The sequence below is a fragment of the Actinoplanes sp. NPDC048967 genome, assembly GCF_040649415.1.
Lineage (GTDB): Bacteria > Actinomycetota > Actinomycetes > Mycobacteriales > Micromonosporaceae > Actinoplanes.
Map to the genome: position 1 here is coordinate 18,861 of NZ_JBEZFL010000005.1, position 15,512 is coordinate 34,372.

Consider the following 15,512-nt stretch of genomic DNA (forward strand, 5'->3'; position numbering starts at 1 on the left):
GTGGCTGGGCGCCAGTAGCAGCACTACCTGCGTCGACGCTGTGGTCACGGGTTGCCGGACGGGACCGTTACCGACCCAGACCCACATGGGCGGGCCGCCCAAACCTCGCCCCTGGATCACGACTGATCCTCCCGGCGCGTGGCGCACCAGCGCCACCAGCGTTGTGCGGCGCTGCCACTCCATGACCAAGCGGATCGCGCCGACCAACACCAAGGGCGCCAGCACGGCGCCCACCGCCGCCAACGACACCACATGTGGTGCCACTATCGATGTCATCTCCACCCATCCCGCCCACGTTCTGACGATGCTCACGCCAGACACTCGTGTCGCGCCTCCCGGCCGTTGAGGTGACCCGGGCGGGTTGGTCCGGATGGGTGCGACCTCGAGAAGTCGGCTCGCTGGTGTCGACCGACAAACTCCCGGCCGTCTCCCGTGTACTGGTTTCGGGTGAATTCCGGTGGCATGCTGGCTTCGGTAAGCGGCCGGAGGTGCGCGGTGGAGACATCACCCCAGCGGGACGGGGCGGGCGACACCCCCTCAGCCGTGCGCGTTCTGGTCGGGGCCTACCTGCGGCAGTTGCGTGAGGACAGTGGTCTGACCGGGGCCGAAGCCGGCGCACCGCTGCATCTCGCGGAGCCGGCGATCACCGGCATGGAGCTGGGCCGGACCGTCCTCGAAGAGCACGACGTCCTCGCTCTGCTGTCGCGCTACGGCATCCACGACGCTCGGGAACGGGCGGCCCTGCTGGCGCGCGTCCGCGAGGCCGGCGCGCCCGGCCGCTCGCATTCCTACAGCGACGTGACACCGAACTGGTTCGAGCGATACCTGAGCCTGCAAGCGCGGGCTTCGCTGATCCGGACCTACGAGGTGCAGTCCGTGCCGGGCCTGCTGCAGACCGAGGCGTACGCCCGGGCAGTCGTCCCCCGCCGGGTACGGCAGCGGCTGGCGCAGCAGCAGGTGCTCAACCGTCCGGACCCGCCGAAAGTGTGGGCGCTGGTGCACGAGGCGGCGCTGCGGCGCCCGGTCGGCGGCCGGGCGGTGATGCGCGACCAACTGGAGGCGCTGATCGCCGTCGTGACCAAGTCGCCGAACGTACGGCTGCAGGTGCTGCCCCTCGCCGCGGGCGGATACGCGACGGCCGGCGGCTCGTTCACGATCCTCCGGTTCCCCGAGCCCGACCTGCCGGACATGGTCTACCTCGAACAGCTCACCAGCGCGCTGTACCTGCACAGCCGCGCGGACATCGACTTCTACTTCCACGCGGCGAACCGCCTGTTCGTCGAGGCCGCGCCACTGCGGGACACCGCCGGGATCCTGGAGCGGATCATCGACGACCTGCGCCCTCCACGACGGACCCGTACTCCACGAAACGAAGGGCATCCTCGATGACCGACGGACAAGCGCCGCAGATCGACACCACCGTCCCGCAGACGGCCCGGGTCTGGAACTACTGGCTGGGCGGCAAGGACAACTACGCGGTGGACCGTGACCTCGGCGACCAGATCGCCAAGGAATACCCGATCATCGTCGACATCGCCCGGGCCGACCGCGCGGTGCTGAACCGGGCCGTCCGCTACCTGGCCGGTGAGGCCGGCGTCCGGCAGTTCCTGGACATCGGCACGGGTTTGCCGACCACCAACAACACGCACGAGGTGGCCCAGGAGGTGGCCCCGGAATCCCGGATCGTCTACGTCGACTACGACCCGCTGGTGCTGGTGCACGCCCGGGCGCTGCTGACCAGCGGCCCGGAAGGCGCGACGGACTACATCGACGCGGACCTGCGCGACACGGCGACGATCCTGCGGGAGGCGGGTCGCACGCTGGACTTCACGAAGCCGGTCGCGCTGATGCTGTCGGGGATCCTGGCCCACCTGCCGTCGGCCGAGGAAGCGGCGGCCATCGTCCGAAGGGTCATGGACGCCCTGGCGCCGGGGAGCTATCTGGTGGTGGTCGACGGGACCAACACCAACCCGGAGCTGAACGAGGTCATGAAGATCTGGAACGCTACGGCGAATCCGCCTTATGCGATGCGGAGCCCGGAGGAGATCGCCAGTTACTTCGCGGGGCTGGAGCTGGTGAAGCCGGGTCTGGTGGATGTGACCCGGTGGCGGATCGAGCCGGGGGAGACACAGCCGCTGCACAATCTGGTGGGGGTCGGTCGGAAGCCTGCCTGACGTCGGGCCGGGTGCCCGGTAGAGCCACGATCAATGCCGTCACGGTAACTCCCGCGGTGCTCAAGGCCAGCAGGATCGCCGTGACGGCGATCCAGTCAGGAGTCGGCTCCCACTGCTCCCTGGGGCGGCCGCCGAGCACAGCGAACGCGATTGAGCAAACGACTCCGTATCCGAGGGCGCAGTACGCCGCCACGTGCACCGGCTGTCTCTTGGAGGTCAACCTCCGCCGCAACACAGTGCCGCCGATGAGCAGCATCGCGATGACGCCGGTGGTCAGCCAGGTTGTGACCGTCAGCCACGTCGGCGGGTCGCCGGGCGAGTAGATGTCGCGCAAGTAGTAACTCGTCGTCACCTGTAGGTGCAGCAAGACAATCACCGCGATCACATGGGACGTGATCAGCACGATCCGAAGCGGTTCGCGCTCGCCCCGGCGAGCGTTGTCGATGACCCAGCTCAGCCCGCCGAAGACCCCCAGCGACCCGGTGCCCAGCAGGCCGGCAGCGATCATCGTTTCGGTCCACGCCCGGTTGCAGCTGTGCTCGCCGGAGATCACCGAGAAGAAGAAGCTGTCCAGGAGCAGGACGAAGAACGACGGCAGCATGAGAACGTACGGATAGGAGTCGTTCTCCCGTGGTTTTCGCTGGCCGAGCAGGAACACTATGCCGGCGAAAAGAAAACCCGCGATGACGGCGGCGAGCTGCGAATGCGGCTGTCCGACGTCCACCGGATTCCAATCCAGGTGGCTGCAGTTGTCCACGCGAACTCCCCCCGACTTCTTCCCGTAGGAGAACGAACGTTGGTCGATGAGACAGGCCCGGCGGCATCCGCCGATCATCCAATAAAAATGATGCGGGAAAGCCGGACAACGGGACAGGCGCGAAGCCTGCACCGATTCCACTGATCGGACGATCACGGTCACCACCGGACAGCGCAGACAACCGGATCAGGAACGTGCCGCGTGCCCGACCGGCCGATGTGGAGGGAAGCGTCCCGGGTCAATCATGTGCCTCGGTGACGCCGGTTGTCGGCCGGCTGGGGCGCGGAAGGGTGGGTGACATCGCATGCTGGTGGCAGCGGAACCCGCGGACCTGCCCGAGATCGCCGGTTACTATTCGCAGCTCGCCGGGGTGCTGGCGGGCTTTTCCTTCGCGGCGCTGGTAGCGGTCGCGACGCTGCGGCCCGACACCGGCGCACCCACCGCTTTTCAGCGCAGCTTGGCGCCGTTGACGAGCGCCTTCGCCGCACTTATCGCGTCCAGCCTCAATTACGCGGTGATGACGGGGGAACGGGCCGGCACTCCGCGCGTGGCGGTCCTCCAGGCGATTTCCGGCATGGGATTCAGCGTCGCCGGCATCATGCTTTTCTACTCCGTCCTGGTCCTGCTCAGCGATCTCTGGCGGGACAAGGGCCTGGTCGCCCTCATGCTCCTGCGCCGATTGACGGTGTACGTGCTGCCGCCACTTCTCGTCCTCCTGATGTGGGGTGGAGTCCGCGATCACCTGGGTCAGAAGTACGGTCCCGATGTCGGCTTCGTCGCCGCGGACTGGGCGGCCATCGGTGCGCTGGCGACGACCGTGATCGCGTGCGTCTCCTTCCGCTTTCTCCCATCAGGGCGTCGGGGCGACCAGGACGACCGGGTCGACTCCCGGCTGTCCGGAGCCGGCGCCGGTCTGGCGTTCTTCTCGCTGATCTGCTCGGCCACGCTGATCTCGCTGACTCCTGCGGATGCCGTCCTGCCGGACGCCCTGCCGGTCGGCGCCTTGCTCCTGGGTGCGGCCTTCAGTGTGGGAGTCGCTCATGCCGCCAGCGAGCGTCGCCCGACTGTGGTTGCCGGAGATTCCGGTTCGCCCATGCCTCAGGAAGCGACTGAGGCGAGCGGGCCGGCGACCACCATTGCGAAGAAGCAAGAGATGACCGAGCTGGAGCCGTTGAACACCGGCGTCCTGGTGCGGCGTTCGATCGAGATTTTTCCGCAGGGCTACTTGATGAACATCAGCATCATCCAAGGCGTGGCCCTGAGCGTCATCACGGTCGAGACGGTGAAATATCTGAAGGTGGCCGAGAGCGGTCAACTCGCGCCGGCCATCGCGCAATCCGCGCTGAGCCTCGCCGGGCTGATCATTGTCTCGTACGAATATCTGTGGTTCAGCACGATCCTGCGCTGGACACCCACTTTTCGAGACACCGCCATCCCCGTCGTGCTGGGTGTCTCGGAGATCATTCCGTCGCTGCTGCTCGAAAGCGGCACGGCCTGGTGGATCGCGACGGCGGTGTTCGCGCTGTTCGGCGCTGGGGCGTTCACCAATACGAACACCCGCCTCACCGTGCAGATGTTCGAAGGGGACGGTCCGGCTCCCCACGCGCTGGTTCGTCGGCTGCTCCGAGTATGCGCCGCTATCTGTCTCGTCACGGCGGGCTTCGCGGTGGCGGTGGCGGCCTTGGTGCGGAGATTGCCGGAGCATGCCGCGTGGATCTCCACCGCCAGTGCGTCGACGGTTGTCCTGCTGAGCGTCGTGGTGATGGCCGGCTACAGCGAGAGCGTCCTGAACAAGGTGTACGCGGGCTTCGGGATCAGGCGCAGGCCGCCCGCGTTCAAGTGGATGCGCGACGTTCTACGTCGCGAGTGATCCGGGCCGGATCACAGGCACGGCGGGGTGTAACGGTGGAAGCGCATTCCTCGGAAGGTCAGCTCGTTCGGGGTCTTGCCGACGAAGACGAGGCCGCGGGCGTCACGGATCGCATCGGTGAACGAGTGGGCGGGAGCGCCGAGCTCAGGCACTGCCGTCCACGCCTCGGGCCGGAAGCTGAAGAACCTCGTCACCGTCCGGCCGTGGGTCGACGGGATGGCGGTGGCCCATTGAGCGCCGCCGTTCCAGTGCGACGCGGGACGTAGTTGCACGTACAGGTCATCGGTTGCGCTGTAGGTCAGCCAGAATCCCCTGGATCTCGACAGGTCGACCTGGGCCTCGAACTGGTTGGCGAGCCAGACGACGACCACGTGCCATTCCGCGTTCAGGAAGGTGACCTGGGCTTTGTAGCCGGTCCGGTGTCCTGTGCGGGTGGGCACGAGCAGGCTGCCGGTCGCTGGGACCGTGGTGCCCTCGCCGCTGGCCAGCCATTGCTGGAGGCGATCGATCGAGGGGGTCGCGCACTCGTGGGTGTTCGGGGCTGGTGGGTGAGCGTTCGCGGCTGTGGGGGTCAGGAGCAGGCAGGCGGCGAATACCGCCAGAGATGACCTCATTGCCACCGACAACTGCTTCACGGACAGCCTCCCCGCTTCAGTAAACCTTGTTAAAGGTTGTCTGGCGGCTCGAAGGAAGTCAAGAGCATCGATGTGGTCAGGTTGCGGTCCTGTCCGGGTGCTTCGCCAGCCACAGCTCCAGGCCGTCGAGCACCCGATCGAGGCCGAAGGCGTACATCTCCTCGAGCTCCTGATCCGGGTCCTGGCGCATCGGGCCCGTCTCCTTGCGCCACTTCTCGTAGTTCGGGTTCTCGGGACCGAGCCGGTCGAGGTAGGGCTCCACGTCCTCCGCCACCTCCTGCCACGTCTTCCCCGTACGCCGGAGAGCCGACCTGACCGCCGCCTCTGACGTCGCCGCGCCGATGGCGTGGGCGTGCAGTACGGCGGTGGCATGCGACAGCGCCATGCCGCTGAAGCCCGCCCTGGTGAACAGGGCCACGAGCTGTTCACCCAGCCGCATCGCGTTCGGGCCGAGGGTCGGGTGCAGCCCGAGCAGGCCGATCACCCACGGGTGCCGCAGCAGCGCCGACCGCATGCCGTTCGCGCAGATCGACGCGCCCATCCGCCAGCTCGTGTCGCCGGGCACCGGCACGTAGACCTCGCCCAGGACTTCATCTACCGCCAGTTCGAGCAGCTCGTCCTTGTTGGCCACGTGCCAGTACAGCGAGGTGGCGCCCGAACCGAGCTTGGTGCCGAGCCGGCGCATGCTGAGGCCGGCCGGCCCCTCCGCGTCGAGCAGCTCGATCGCCGCGCGGACGATCTGCTCGCGGCTCAGGCTCGGCTGGCCGGTCTGCGCCCGGGGCGGCCGCAGCCAGACGGAACCGGTGAACGAGTCGGACTGCGACGGCATGCAGGATCCCTTCGACCTGCCCATTCTAATGGTCCTCGCACAGTGTTCGAGTGCGCTGGTACGGTGTGCGAGTCAATCGCACACTGTACGAGAGAGGTCGCGTCATGACGGACCGCAATCCTCGTCGTTGGCTGATCCTCGGCGTGCTCTGCCTGAGCCTGCTCGTGGTCGTCGTCGACAACATGGTGCTCAACATCGCGATCCCGTCGCTCATCCGCGACCTCGGTGCGAGCACCGCCCAGATTCAGTGGATCATCGACGCCTACATCCTGGTCTTCGCCGGCCTGCTGCTCACCGCGGGCAGTCTGTCGGACCGCCACGGCCGCCGCCGGGGGCTCGTGACCGGGCTGATCGTCTTCGGCAGCGCCTCGGTGCTGGCCACGGTGTGCCAGAACCCCGGGCAGCTCATCGCCGTCCGCGGTCTGATGGGTGTCGGCGCCGCTTTCCTGATGCCCGGCACCCTGTCGATCCTCACGACCGTCTTCGCCGAGGACGAGCGCAAGAAGGCGATCGCCATCTGGAGCTCGGTGCTGATGCTCGGCGCCCTCGGCGGCCCCAGCCTCGGCGGCCTGTTGCTCGAACACTTCTGGTGGGGCTCGATCTTCCTGCTCAACGTGCCGATCGCCGTCCTCGGCATCGTCGCCGCCCTGGCGGTCATCCCCGAGTCGCGGGGCCGGGCGAGCCGTCCCGACCTGCTCGGCGCGCTGCTCTCGATGATCGGCATGACGGCCCTGGTCTGGGGCGTGATCAGCTCGGCGCAGCACGGCTGGGACGCACCGTCCACTCTCGGCGGTTTCGCGGTCGCGGTGGCCGGGCTGGGCGCGTTCACCTGGTGGGAGCGGCGGGTCGCCGAGCCGATGCTGCCGCTCAAGCTGTTCCGCGACCGGAACTTCGCGGGCGCCAGCCTCTCGATCGTGCTGTTGTCGTTCTCCGCCGGCGGCGTGCTGCTCGCCCTCACCCAGTACCTGCAGTTCGTCCTCAGCTACGAGCCCCTCAAGGCCGGCACGGCGTTCATCCCGATGCTGGTCACCGCGATGGCCTTCAACGGTGTCGGCGTCGTGATCGACAAGCGCTTCGGCACCCGTACGGCGCTGGCGGCCGGCCTGCTGCTGGTGTCGGCGGGCTTCGGGGTCCTCGCGTCGCTGGCGCCGGGCGACGGCTACCCGAAACTGGCCCTCGCTCTGGTCGTCCTCGGCATGGGCAGCGGCACCGCCGGACCCGCCGCCTACGGAACGCTGATGAGTGCCCTCCCGCCGGATCGGGTGGGCGTCGGTTCCGCCGTGAACGACACGGTCCAGCAGGTCGGCACGGCGCTGAGCGTGGCCGTGCTCGGGAGCGTGCTCACCGCCACCTACCGCGCCGCGATGCCGGCCGACGTGGCCGACCAGGCGCGGGACTCGATCGGTGACGCTCTGCGCATCGCGGCCACCACCGGTGACGCCGCACTGGCCCGGGTCGCGCAGGAATCCTTCGTCTCGGCCATCGCCTCGACCTCCCTGATCGGTGTGGCCGGCGGCATCCTGGCGGCAGTCGTCGCCGTGGCCGTCCTGCGCCCGAAGCCGCGGGTGGCCGCCGCCGAAGAAGCCGCCGCCGAGCCGGAGTCGCAACTGGCCGGCTGAGTAACTACGGAACGCTGAGGTCGTGCCGGAAGGCGTACGCGACGGCCTGGGCCCGGTCGCGGGCGCCGATCTTCGCGAACAGGTGGTTGACGTGGCTCTTCACCGTCGCCTCACTGACCGTCAGACGGGCAGCGATCTCGGCGTTGGACAGGCCGCCGGCCATCAGGGACAGCACTTCGGCCTCGCGCGGCGTGAGGCCGTCCGGGAAACCCGGCCGCGGCGCCGGCTCACCGGCGATGGCGTCCACGAGGTGCCGCTGTACGGCCGGATCGATGACGGCATGGTCGTCGACCACCTGCCGTAGCGCCTCGTGGATCTGTTCACCGCCGGCGTCCTTGGTCAGGTAGCCGCGGGCGCCGGCCCGTACCGCGTCCAGCACCGACCGGTCGTCCGAATACGTGGTCAGCACCACCACTTTGACCTCGGGTGCCTCGGTACGCAGCCGGCGGGTGGCCTCGACCCCGTCGCATCGGGGCATTCTCAGGTCCATGAGCACGACGTCCGGCCGTACGGTCCGGGCCAGCGCGACCGCCTCGGCGCCGTCGGTGGCCGTGCCCACCACCTCGACGCCCTTCATCAGTCCGAGCACCATGCTCAGCCCTTCGCGGACCACCCGCTGGTCGTCGGCGATGAGCACCCGGATCATGCCGGCACCGCCAGCTCGACCCGGAATCCGTGACCGGTCGCGCCCGCACTGAGGGTCCCGCCCAGCAGCTCGGCCCGTTCCCGCATCCCGCTCAGCCCGTATCCGTCCGTCTCGTCGGGAATCACGGGCGGTCCGGCGGCGAAGTCCTCGACGATCAGGCGGGTATCGGTGGCCTCGTAGGCCAACCGCAGCGAGACGCGGGTCGGCGACGCGTGCCTGGTCACGTTGGTCAGTGCCTCCTGCGCCACCCGGTAGATGGCCAGCCGCGCCTGCGACTCCAGCGGGTGCGGCTCCCCGGACACCGCGAACTCGCACGGCACGGCCTGGTCCCGGGTGAACTGCTCAGCCAGCCCGGCCAGCCGGTCGGGACCCGGCAGGTCGTCGTCGCGCAGCAGACCGATGGCCCGCCGGGCCTCCTCCAGACCGTTGCGGGCGAGGTGCTGGGCGCGGTCGATGGCGACCACCAGTTGTGGATCGGCCGGATCCTGAGCGACCAGCATGCGAGCGCCCTCCAGCTGCAGCGACAGCCCGGACAGTGAATGGGCGAGCACGTCGTGCATCTCGCGGGCCAGCCGCTGGCGTTCGGCCAGCACGGCCGCCTCGGCCAGCGCCGCCTGGCCCGCTTCCCGCTCGGCGAGCAGCCGCTTGGTCTGGCGCTGCGCCTCGGCCAGCCGGAACGCCAGGTACATCAGGCCGAACAGCACGGCGAACCCGGCCAGCACGGCCAGGAAACCGAAATCCTGCCCGGTGATCGAGGCCGCCATCTCGAGCACAACGAACGCTGCGATCAGGACCGGGACAGCCACCCGTACGGGCATCAGCCCGGTCGCCGCGCACAGCACCGCGACCAGCACCCCCACCGAGCCGGGGCCGCCCGGCTGCACCGCCACCAGCGTCACCGAGCTGACCAGCATCGCCGCGACGAACACCACGTGCGCCGGCCGGACCGGCCGGCGGACGGTCGCATTGCGGCCGAACACCCCGGCCACGAACGTGGCGGTGGCCAGCACGACGACCAGTTCCTGGCCGGACGGGCCGAAGCCGGGCCCGGTGACCGCGGCCGCCCACACGAACCACGCCAGCATCAGCGGCGTCAGCAACTGCATCCACCGCACCACCCGGAGACGGGTCAGCGCGGGTTCCTCGGTGTGCACCCTTCGAACGTAGAACGGTATCGGCGCGGCAGCATCGGTTCACGGGTGTAGAGGTGTCTCCACCCCGGGGTGGTGACGGAACTTCGATCCGCGCGCCGATGCCCCGGCCCGGCTCCGGCTCGCAGGCTGGGCGGCATGAGGAACGACCATCTGAACGTCGCTGTGCGGCTGCTCACCGCTTTCCTGGTGATCAGCCTGTCGACCGTCGTCGCCGTGGTGCTGCTGCGCCACCATCCCACCCTCGTCACCACCGCCGTCTGGGTCCGTACGCCTTTGGTCGCGGCGAGCGCGGCGGTGCTCCTGCTCTTCGCCCGCCGCGCGGCCGCCGGCCACCGCGGCTCGTTCCGCCGGCTCCGCGTCATCTCGATGGTGGTGCTGGCCGCGATCATCGTGGTGGTCGCCTGGCCGGGCGCGTTCCCGGTATGGCTGCGCGTCGAACAGGCCGGCTGTGGCCTGCTCATGCTCGGCGTCGTGGTGCACGTCAACCGTCGCGCCGCTCGCTCGCGTACCGCTGATCCTCGGCCGAAGGCTACGCGTTGGCCCTGATCGTGGATGGCACCGTGCACCGGATCGGCCTTCCCGATGAAGCGAGCTGCCTCTCCGTGTCGCCCAACGGGACGCTGGTCGCGGTGGGTACCGACCGGGCCGTACCGGAAATGTGCTGGTCGTGGACGCGACGACCGGAACGGTCCGGCACACGCTGACCGGGCCGCGGGCGCCGGTCAGCGCGGTGGCTGTCTCCGCGGCGCAAGACCTGGTGGTGGCGGCGGCCGGGCCGCGTGCTCGGCTGGACGCCGAGCGCGAAAAAGCCGAAGGCGAGGACCCTGTGGATGTCGCCGAAGGAGGGTGCGTCACTGGCCGGGATCACCCCGGCCGGGCGGCTGATCGCGTACGCGCAGCAGGCGGTGACCGTCTCGATCGATCCGGCGACGGGTGCCGCCGACTGGGAGACCGGCTCGTACGGCCCGGCCCGGCCCTGCTCCACGGCGACCGGGTCATCTCCGCCCGGTTCGGCGACTGCCGCGAGCTCGACCCGTCGACCGGGGCGGTCCGGCACACCTGGACGCACCGGGGATACGTGAACCGGTTGTCCGCCGCCGGCGAGACGATCGTCGGCAGCGGCCTGGACTCCCGCCCGATGCTGTTCCGGCCCGGAGCGACCGGAATCCCCGAGCAGGGCGATGGCCATTCCCGGTCCGTCATCGCCGCCTCGTTCGACGGTTGCCGGTGCGCACGCCCCTCGACCGGGGCTCGGTCCTGCGCTGGACGCCCGGCGAGAAGGCGGTCCTGGTCACCCATTCCTCGGGCGGGCTGCAGGAGGTGCCGTCGTAGCGTTGCCGCCTGCCGGGAACGCGGACAGCTCGGCGAGGTACATCGCCTGCATCCGTTCGAAGTGCCGGACCAGCAGCAGGAGTTCCTCGACGGTGTAGCCCTCGATGAGCCGCTCCGCCCGCTCGGCGAACCGCTCGTACGGTCTCTCCAGCTCGGCGATCCGCTCCGGCCGCAGGGTGACGATCACCCGCCGCCGGTCCGCCGGGTCGCGTTCGGCCGTGACGTAGCGGGCTTGCTGGAGCCGGCGGAGCATGCTGGTCACGGCCCCGGTGGTGAGGCTGGTCCGCTCGGCGATCTGCCCCGCGGTGGCGGATCCGGCGTCGGCCAGGAAGTCCAGGCACTCCAGATCGCTCACGGTGAGGCCGAGGCGGTCCGCGACGGCGTACCGGAACACCATGGACAACCGCGAGGTCTCCCGCCCGGCGCGCATGAGCCCGGCGATCGCGGACGCCCGGTCGGGCTCGGGGGACATGCCCGCCATCATGCCTCCGGCACGGTGACCTTGTGCAGCCGAGGTAGCACACGGGTCAGCACCCAGTGCGGAGCGACCGCACCCCCGGTGAGACGCCGCATCAGCCCAGCGGCGGTGTCCACGGCGCGGAAGGCGTAAGGCACCATCTCGTCCTGGTAGTCGGCTATCGCCTCCTCCACCGGCGTACCGTTCGCCCGGGCCTCAACGAGCCGCTGCCCGAGCAGGGCGGCGTCACGCAGCGCGGTGTTGCCGCCGTGAGCACCGAACGGCGGCATGACGTGCACGGCGTCGCCCATCATCGTGGCCCGGGGCACCGCCCACCGTTGCGGGCGCCGGCCGGTGGCGAAGAAGTTGAGCACGGTGGCATCCAGCTCGGCCAGGTCAACCAGGCGCCGGATGAGCGGATGGAAGTCCGTGGTCATCCGGACGGCCAGATCCCGCAGCGCCAGCAGATTTCCCCGGAGGCCGGCGGGCACCTCCTCCTGCCGGAGCAACAGCCCCCACATGACGTAGTCGTCGCCGGTGGGCGCATAGCTGCCCGGGGCCATCCGCGCGAAGGCTTCCCGCGGACTTTCGCCGAACCGCATGGAGGTGAAGAAGAAGGCGCGGCCCGGCCGGTCGGCAATGGCCAGGACCCCACTGGTACGCAGCGCGTCCGGGATGACGCTCTCGCCGTTCTGCCGCAGGGGCGACCGGCCGTAGACGCCGGCCATCGGGGTGCTCGCCGGGTCGGCGTCCGGCATGAGCTGCGTACGCAGAGCAGAGCCGACGCCGTCCGCGGCCACGACAACGGTTGCCGCGACGGCCCCGCCATCGGTGAACCGCAGCCGCAGCCCGGCCGGACCGCTGTCCACCGCGGCGGCGGCCTTGCCGTAGTGGATGCGTCCGTCCAGCCCCGACATGAGGATCGACCGCAGGGTCAGCCGGTCGACCTGGCGGGTCGCGTGCGGCTCGTCCTTGAAATGGACGGTGAACGCGTCCCGCAGGCGGCTGTCTGTGAAGCGCAGGTGGCCGCCGGGCTCGTCGCCGGTGGTCAAGGCCAGGCGGTACAGGGGGCGGGGGAGGCTTTCGCGCAGGGCCTGCAGGCCGTACCGGTCGAGGATGATCCGGTAGCCCTGCTGCCGGACGAAGGGGCCGGGGTCGCGCTCATAGACATGCACATCGATGCCGGCGCGCATCAGGTGCTGGGCGAGACAGAGCCCGGAGAGGCCGGCGCCGGCGATCGCTACCGAGAAGTCAGTCGATGTGCCCATGCGAATTATCTTAATGACTAAGATGATATGAGCAAGGCCGGCTTTCCCCAACCCTCAAGCCCGAACGCCCACCTGGACGTCGGCGCGATCGAGCAAGCTGGTCCCATTACGCGCCCGGCGGGGCACGCGGATGATCCCGGCGTTGCGGCCGCGCCGGGCCATCTGGATGTAGGACACGGCTCCGAGAGGGACGAGGACAACGCTGATGAAGGCGGCGTAGAGGGGCATCAGGAGCAGGGCGTAGTCGCGGTGGGACCAGTGCAGGTAGAAGCCCAGGCCGATGTAGAGAGCGACGAGCGCCCCCACCGTGCCGAAGTGTCCTTGTCCCAGGGCCAGCAGACGCAACGGCAGCATCGCGAGGGTGATGATCAAGCCGTAGCACCAGAAGAACGGGTGCCGAAGTCCGACGCCGGCGTTGACGACGAACAGCCGGAACTCCCCGCCGGCCCAGGCGACGTGTTGTCGCCACCAGTCCTTGAGCGTGTTCGGGACCTTGGTGGGTACCTCGAACGGGACATGGCCGATCTGGAAGCCCATGGCGTCGGCCAGGATCCCTGTTTCCACATCGTTGCCCTGGAAGAACAGCGAGTGATTGTTCATGACGTCGCGAAGCGCGGTGGTCCGGGCTGCATGGCAGGCGCCGGACACCAGCCAGGGGGCGACGACGCGCAGTTTCATGGACAGTCGGTATTCGTGCGCCTGAAACCGGGTCAACAGCGAGTCGTCCCGGTTCGAGGGGACCAGCCGGATCGAGGCGACGTCGAGACCGCGACGGTGCAATGCCCCGACGAGTAGTTCGAGAGGCTGGCTGGTGGTCGTGTCGGCGTCGATGCAGACGACGTAGGCCGCGTCGACGGTGGGCAGGACCGCCCGGATGACGGTGTCCCGGATGGTTCCGCCGGTTGCGCGCCTGTTTGCCGTGGTGGACGCCTTGTCGGCGGGAGTGCGGAAGACCCGGAAGCCTTGCCGGCAGGCGATCTCGGTGATGGCGACGTCGAACTCGGGGGTCTCGCCGGTCGTGGTGCACAAGATGACGCGCCGGCCGTAACGACTCAGATAGTCGATGTTCTCCAGGTACTTGATGTTGCCGTAGATGGGCACGAGGACGGCGAAGTCGTGGAACTCGTCGGTGCCCACGGCGGGCGCCGCCGCGTGCCGGGCCCGGAGTCCTCCGGTCGCGTCGATGAGCAGCCATGCCAAGGGGATGAGCAAGAGTGACAACGCCCAGCTGGTCGTCGCCGTCATGCCACGGATTCCAAGAGCGAGCCCCGCTTGCTGTCGGTCGAGACCGGTTGCGGGTCGGCGAGCATCCACAACATGCCGCGCAGTTCCGCGGAGGAAAGTGAGCTCACCGCTTCGCACAGTTCGTCGACGGCGGCCAGGAAGGTGACTCTGTCGGACGTTCGCCGGTCGATCCGGGTGATTCGCGGATGCGTCGTCGAGGTGACGGCCTCCTGGCTGCTGTCGACGAGTTGTTCATGGAGCTTCTCACCGTTGCGGAGGCCGGTGAAGACAACCCGGTTCTCCGCTTCCGCCAGCTCGAGGTAGCGGCGGACCAGGTCCAGGATCCGGATGGGCCGTCCCATATCGAGAACATAGGTCTCGCCGCCGCCGGCCAGCACCGCCGCCTCGATCACCAACGAGGCCGCCTCGGGAATCGTCATGAAGAAGCGGGTGGCAGCCGGGCCGGTGACGGTGATGTCACGAGCGTTCGAGACCTGCCACTTCAGAGAGTGGAGCAGGCTTCCCCGGCTGCCGAGAACGTTTCCGAAGCGTACCGAGGCGACCCTCGTGCGGGGGGTGGCATAGCAGGCGGCGATGTCCTCGGCCACGCGTTTGGTCGCGCCGAGAACGCTGGTCGGATGCGCCGCCTTGTCGGTGGAGATGTTGACGACCAGCTCCGCCCCCGTCGCGGCGGCAGCTGCCACGACGTTCCGGGTACCGCCGACGTTGGCCTTCACTCCCTCAGCGGGGAACCGCTCGAGCAGGGGGAGGTGCTTGTGCGCGGCGGCGTGGAACACGATGTCGGGCCGGATGTCGGCGAACAGCCGGCTGATGGTGTCGGCGTCGCGGATGTCGGCCAACAGCACGAAGGGATCGGTGAGCAGGCCATGACCGTGCAATTCCAACTGCAGGGAGTGCAGCGCACCTTCGTCGTGGTCCAGGAGATACACCGCCGCCGGCTGAAGGGTGCGGACCTGGCGGACCACCTCGCTGCCGATCGAACCGCCGGCGCCGGTGACAAGCACGATCTTTCCGTGAACGAGCGCACGCGCCCCTGCCCCATAGCTGATCTGCCGGCCGCGTTCCAACAAAAGAGGAGCGATGTCCGAGGCGCCGGACTGCGCAGTGATTCCGGAAATATTGTCAGACACAGGAAATCCCCTTGGAATAAGCTTTCTCAGTGTGGCGTCTCCACGGTTGCCAGTTAAACGACGGCTGCCGGGCGCTGTCACTGCCGTACTTTCGGCGGACCCTGAAACAGTGACGGTGACCCCGCTCTCTCAATTTCTCTGTCGATGACGGCGCGGCGTTGTCGCTGCCGTACTTTCGGCGGACCCTGAATCAGTGACGGTAACGGCGCCGTTTCCGCCGACTGCTCTCCCGGCCGCGGCCTGGTGTCGTCACTCGCCGCACTTTCGGCGAACTCTGAGACGGTGACGGTGATCTCGCCTCACCCGACCGCTCTCCGGCCCGAGGACCAGCGTCGTCACCAGCAGTACTTTCGGCGGACCCTGAATCAGCGACGGTGACAACGCCTCCTCCGCGAT

15 protein-coding genes are annotated in these 15,512 nt (G+C 68.9%); 7 read left to right on the plus strand and 8 right to left on the minus strand.

Features of this window, described 5'->3' with window-relative positions:
• Positions 1–181 precede the first annotated feature (181 nt).
• The 4 genes from AB0C12_RS21815 (at position 182) to AB0C12_RS21830 (ending at position 4,801) form a co-directional block, all read left to right on the plus strand.
• On the plus strand, positions 182–346 hold the full coding sequence (locus AB0C12_RS21815) for a hypothetical protein (protein ID WP_360550635.1): 165 nt from the start codon (positions 182–184) through the stop codon (positions 344–346).
• Positions 347–495: 149 nt separating this feature from the next.
• Complete coding sequence (locus AB0C12_RS21820) at positions 496–1,389, plus strand: helix-turn-helix transcriptional regulator (protein ID WP_360550637.1); 894 nt, start codon at positions 496–498, stop codon at positions 1,387–1,389.
• Positions 1,386–2,174 carry an SAM-dependent methyltransferase gene (locus AB0C12_RS21825; RefSeq protein ID WP_360550639.1) on the plus strand — a complete coding sequence of 263 codons (789 nt, stop codon included), beginning with the start codon at positions 1,386–1,388 and terminating at the stop codon, positions 2,172–2,174. Before AB0C12_RS21820 ends, AB0C12_RS21825 begins: the two co-directional genes overlap by 4 nt.
• Before the next feature lie 1,061 nt (positions 2,175–3,235).
• Positions 3,236–4,801 carry a hypothetical protein gene (locus AB0C12_RS21830; protein ID WP_360550641.1) on the plus strand — a complete coding sequence of 522 codons (1,566 nt, stop codon included), beginning with the start codon at positions 3,236–3,238 and terminating at the stop codon, positions 4,799–4,801.
• 11 nt (positions 4,802–4,812) lie between these two features.
• Here AB0C12_RS21830 and AB0C12_RS21835 read toward each other — a convergent pair whose 3' ends face one another.
• Together AB0C12_RS21835 and AB0C12_RS21840 are read right to left on the minus strand one after the other, a co-directional pair.
• The gene (locus AB0C12_RS21835; RefSeq protein WP_360550643.1) at positions 4,813–5,415 is read right to left on the minus strand and encodes a hypothetical protein; all 603 of its coding nucleotides are present in this window, start codon (positions 5,413–5,415) and stop codon (positions 4,813–4,815) included.
• Between the two features lie 97 nt (positions 5,416–5,512).
• On the minus strand, positions 5,513–6,265 hold the full coding sequence (locus tag AB0C12_RS21840) for a TetR/AcrR family transcriptional regulator C-terminal domain-containing protein (RefSeq protein ID WP_360550645.1): 753 nt from the start codon (positions 6,263–6,265) through the stop codon (positions 5,513–5,515).
• 104 nt (positions 6,266–6,369) lie between these two features.
• On the opposite strand from AB0C12_RS21840, the gene AB0C12_RS21845 reads away from it, so the two are divergent.
• Positions 6,370–7,884 (plus strand): MFS transporter, encoded by a 1,515-nt coding sequence (locus tag AB0C12_RS21845; RefSeq protein WP_360550647.1) that lies wholly within the window; start codon positions 6,370–6,372, stop codon positions 7,882–7,884.
• A 4-nt stretch (positions 7,885–7,888) separates the two neighbouring features.
• On the opposite strand, the gene AB0C12_RS21850 is transcribed toward AB0C12_RS21845, so the two are convergent.
• Both AB0C12_RS21850 and AB0C12_RS21855 read right to left on the minus strand, forming a co-directional pair.
• Positions 7,889–8,530 carry a response regulator transcription factor gene (locus AB0C12_RS21850; protein WP_360550649.1) on the minus strand — a complete coding sequence of 214 codons (642 nt, stop codon included), beginning with the start codon at positions 8,528–8,530 and terminating at the stop codon, positions 7,889–7,891.
• The gene (locus AB0C12_RS21855; RefSeq protein WP_360550651.1) at positions 8,527–9,684 is read right to left on the minus strand and encodes a histidine kinase; all 1,158 of its coding nucleotides are present in this window, start codon (positions 9,682–9,684) and stop codon (positions 8,527–8,529) included. Before AB0C12_RS21855 ends, AB0C12_RS21850 begins: the two co-directional genes overlap by 4 nt.
• A gap of 135 nt (positions 9,685–9,819) precedes the next feature.
• Between AB0C12_RS21855 and AB0C12_RS21860 the strand changes: the two genes are divergently transcribed.
• Together AB0C12_RS21860 and AB0C12_RS21865 are read left to right on the plus strand one after the other, a co-directional pair.
• Positions 9,820–10,230 (plus strand): hypothetical protein, encoded by a 411-nt coding sequence (locus AB0C12_RS21860; RefSeq protein ID WP_360550653.1) that lies wholly within the window; start codon positions 9,820–9,822, stop codon positions 10,228–10,230.
• Between the two features lie 284 nt (positions 10,231–10,514).
• Complete coding sequence (locus AB0C12_RS21865; protein ID WP_360550655.1) at positions 10,515–10,766, plus strand: hypothetical protein; 252 nt, start codon at positions 10,515–10,517, stop codon at positions 10,764–10,766.
• Between the two features lie 209 nt (positions 10,767–10,975).
• Here AB0C12_RS21865 and AB0C12_RS21870 read toward each other — a convergent pair whose 3' ends face one another.
• From AB0C12_RS21870 to AB0C12_RS21885, 4 genes are read right to left on the minus strand one after another with little or no spacing between them, the layout of a single operon-like run.
• Positions 10,976–11,488: a MarR family transcriptional regulator gene (locus AB0C12_RS21870; protein WP_360550657.1), complete on the minus strand. Its 513-nt coding sequence runs from the start codon at positions 11,486–11,488 to the stop codon at positions 10,976–10,978.
• Between the two features lie 8 nt (positions 11,489–11,496).
• Positions 11,497–12,741, minus strand: a complete 1,245-nt coding sequence (locus AB0C12_RS21875; RefSeq protein WP_360550659.1) for an NAD(P)/FAD-dependent oxidoreductase — start codon at positions 12,739–12,741, stop codon at positions 11,497–11,499.
• A gap of 54 nt (positions 12,742–12,795) precedes the next feature.
• A complete protein-coding gene (locus AB0C12_RS21880) occupies positions 12,796–13,986 on the minus strand; it encodes a glycosyltransferase family 2 protein (protein ID WP_360550661.1) in 1,191 nt (396 codons plus the stop codon).
• Positions 13,983–15,116 (minus strand): polysaccharide biosynthesis protein, encoded by a 1,134-nt coding sequence (locus tag AB0C12_RS21885; protein WP_360550663.1) that lies wholly within the window; start codon positions 15,114–15,116, stop codon positions 13,983–13,985. The genes AB0C12_RS21880 and AB0C12_RS21885 overlap by 4 nt, the downstream gene beginning before the upstream one ends.
• Positions 15,117–15,512: the final 396 nt, after the last annotated feature.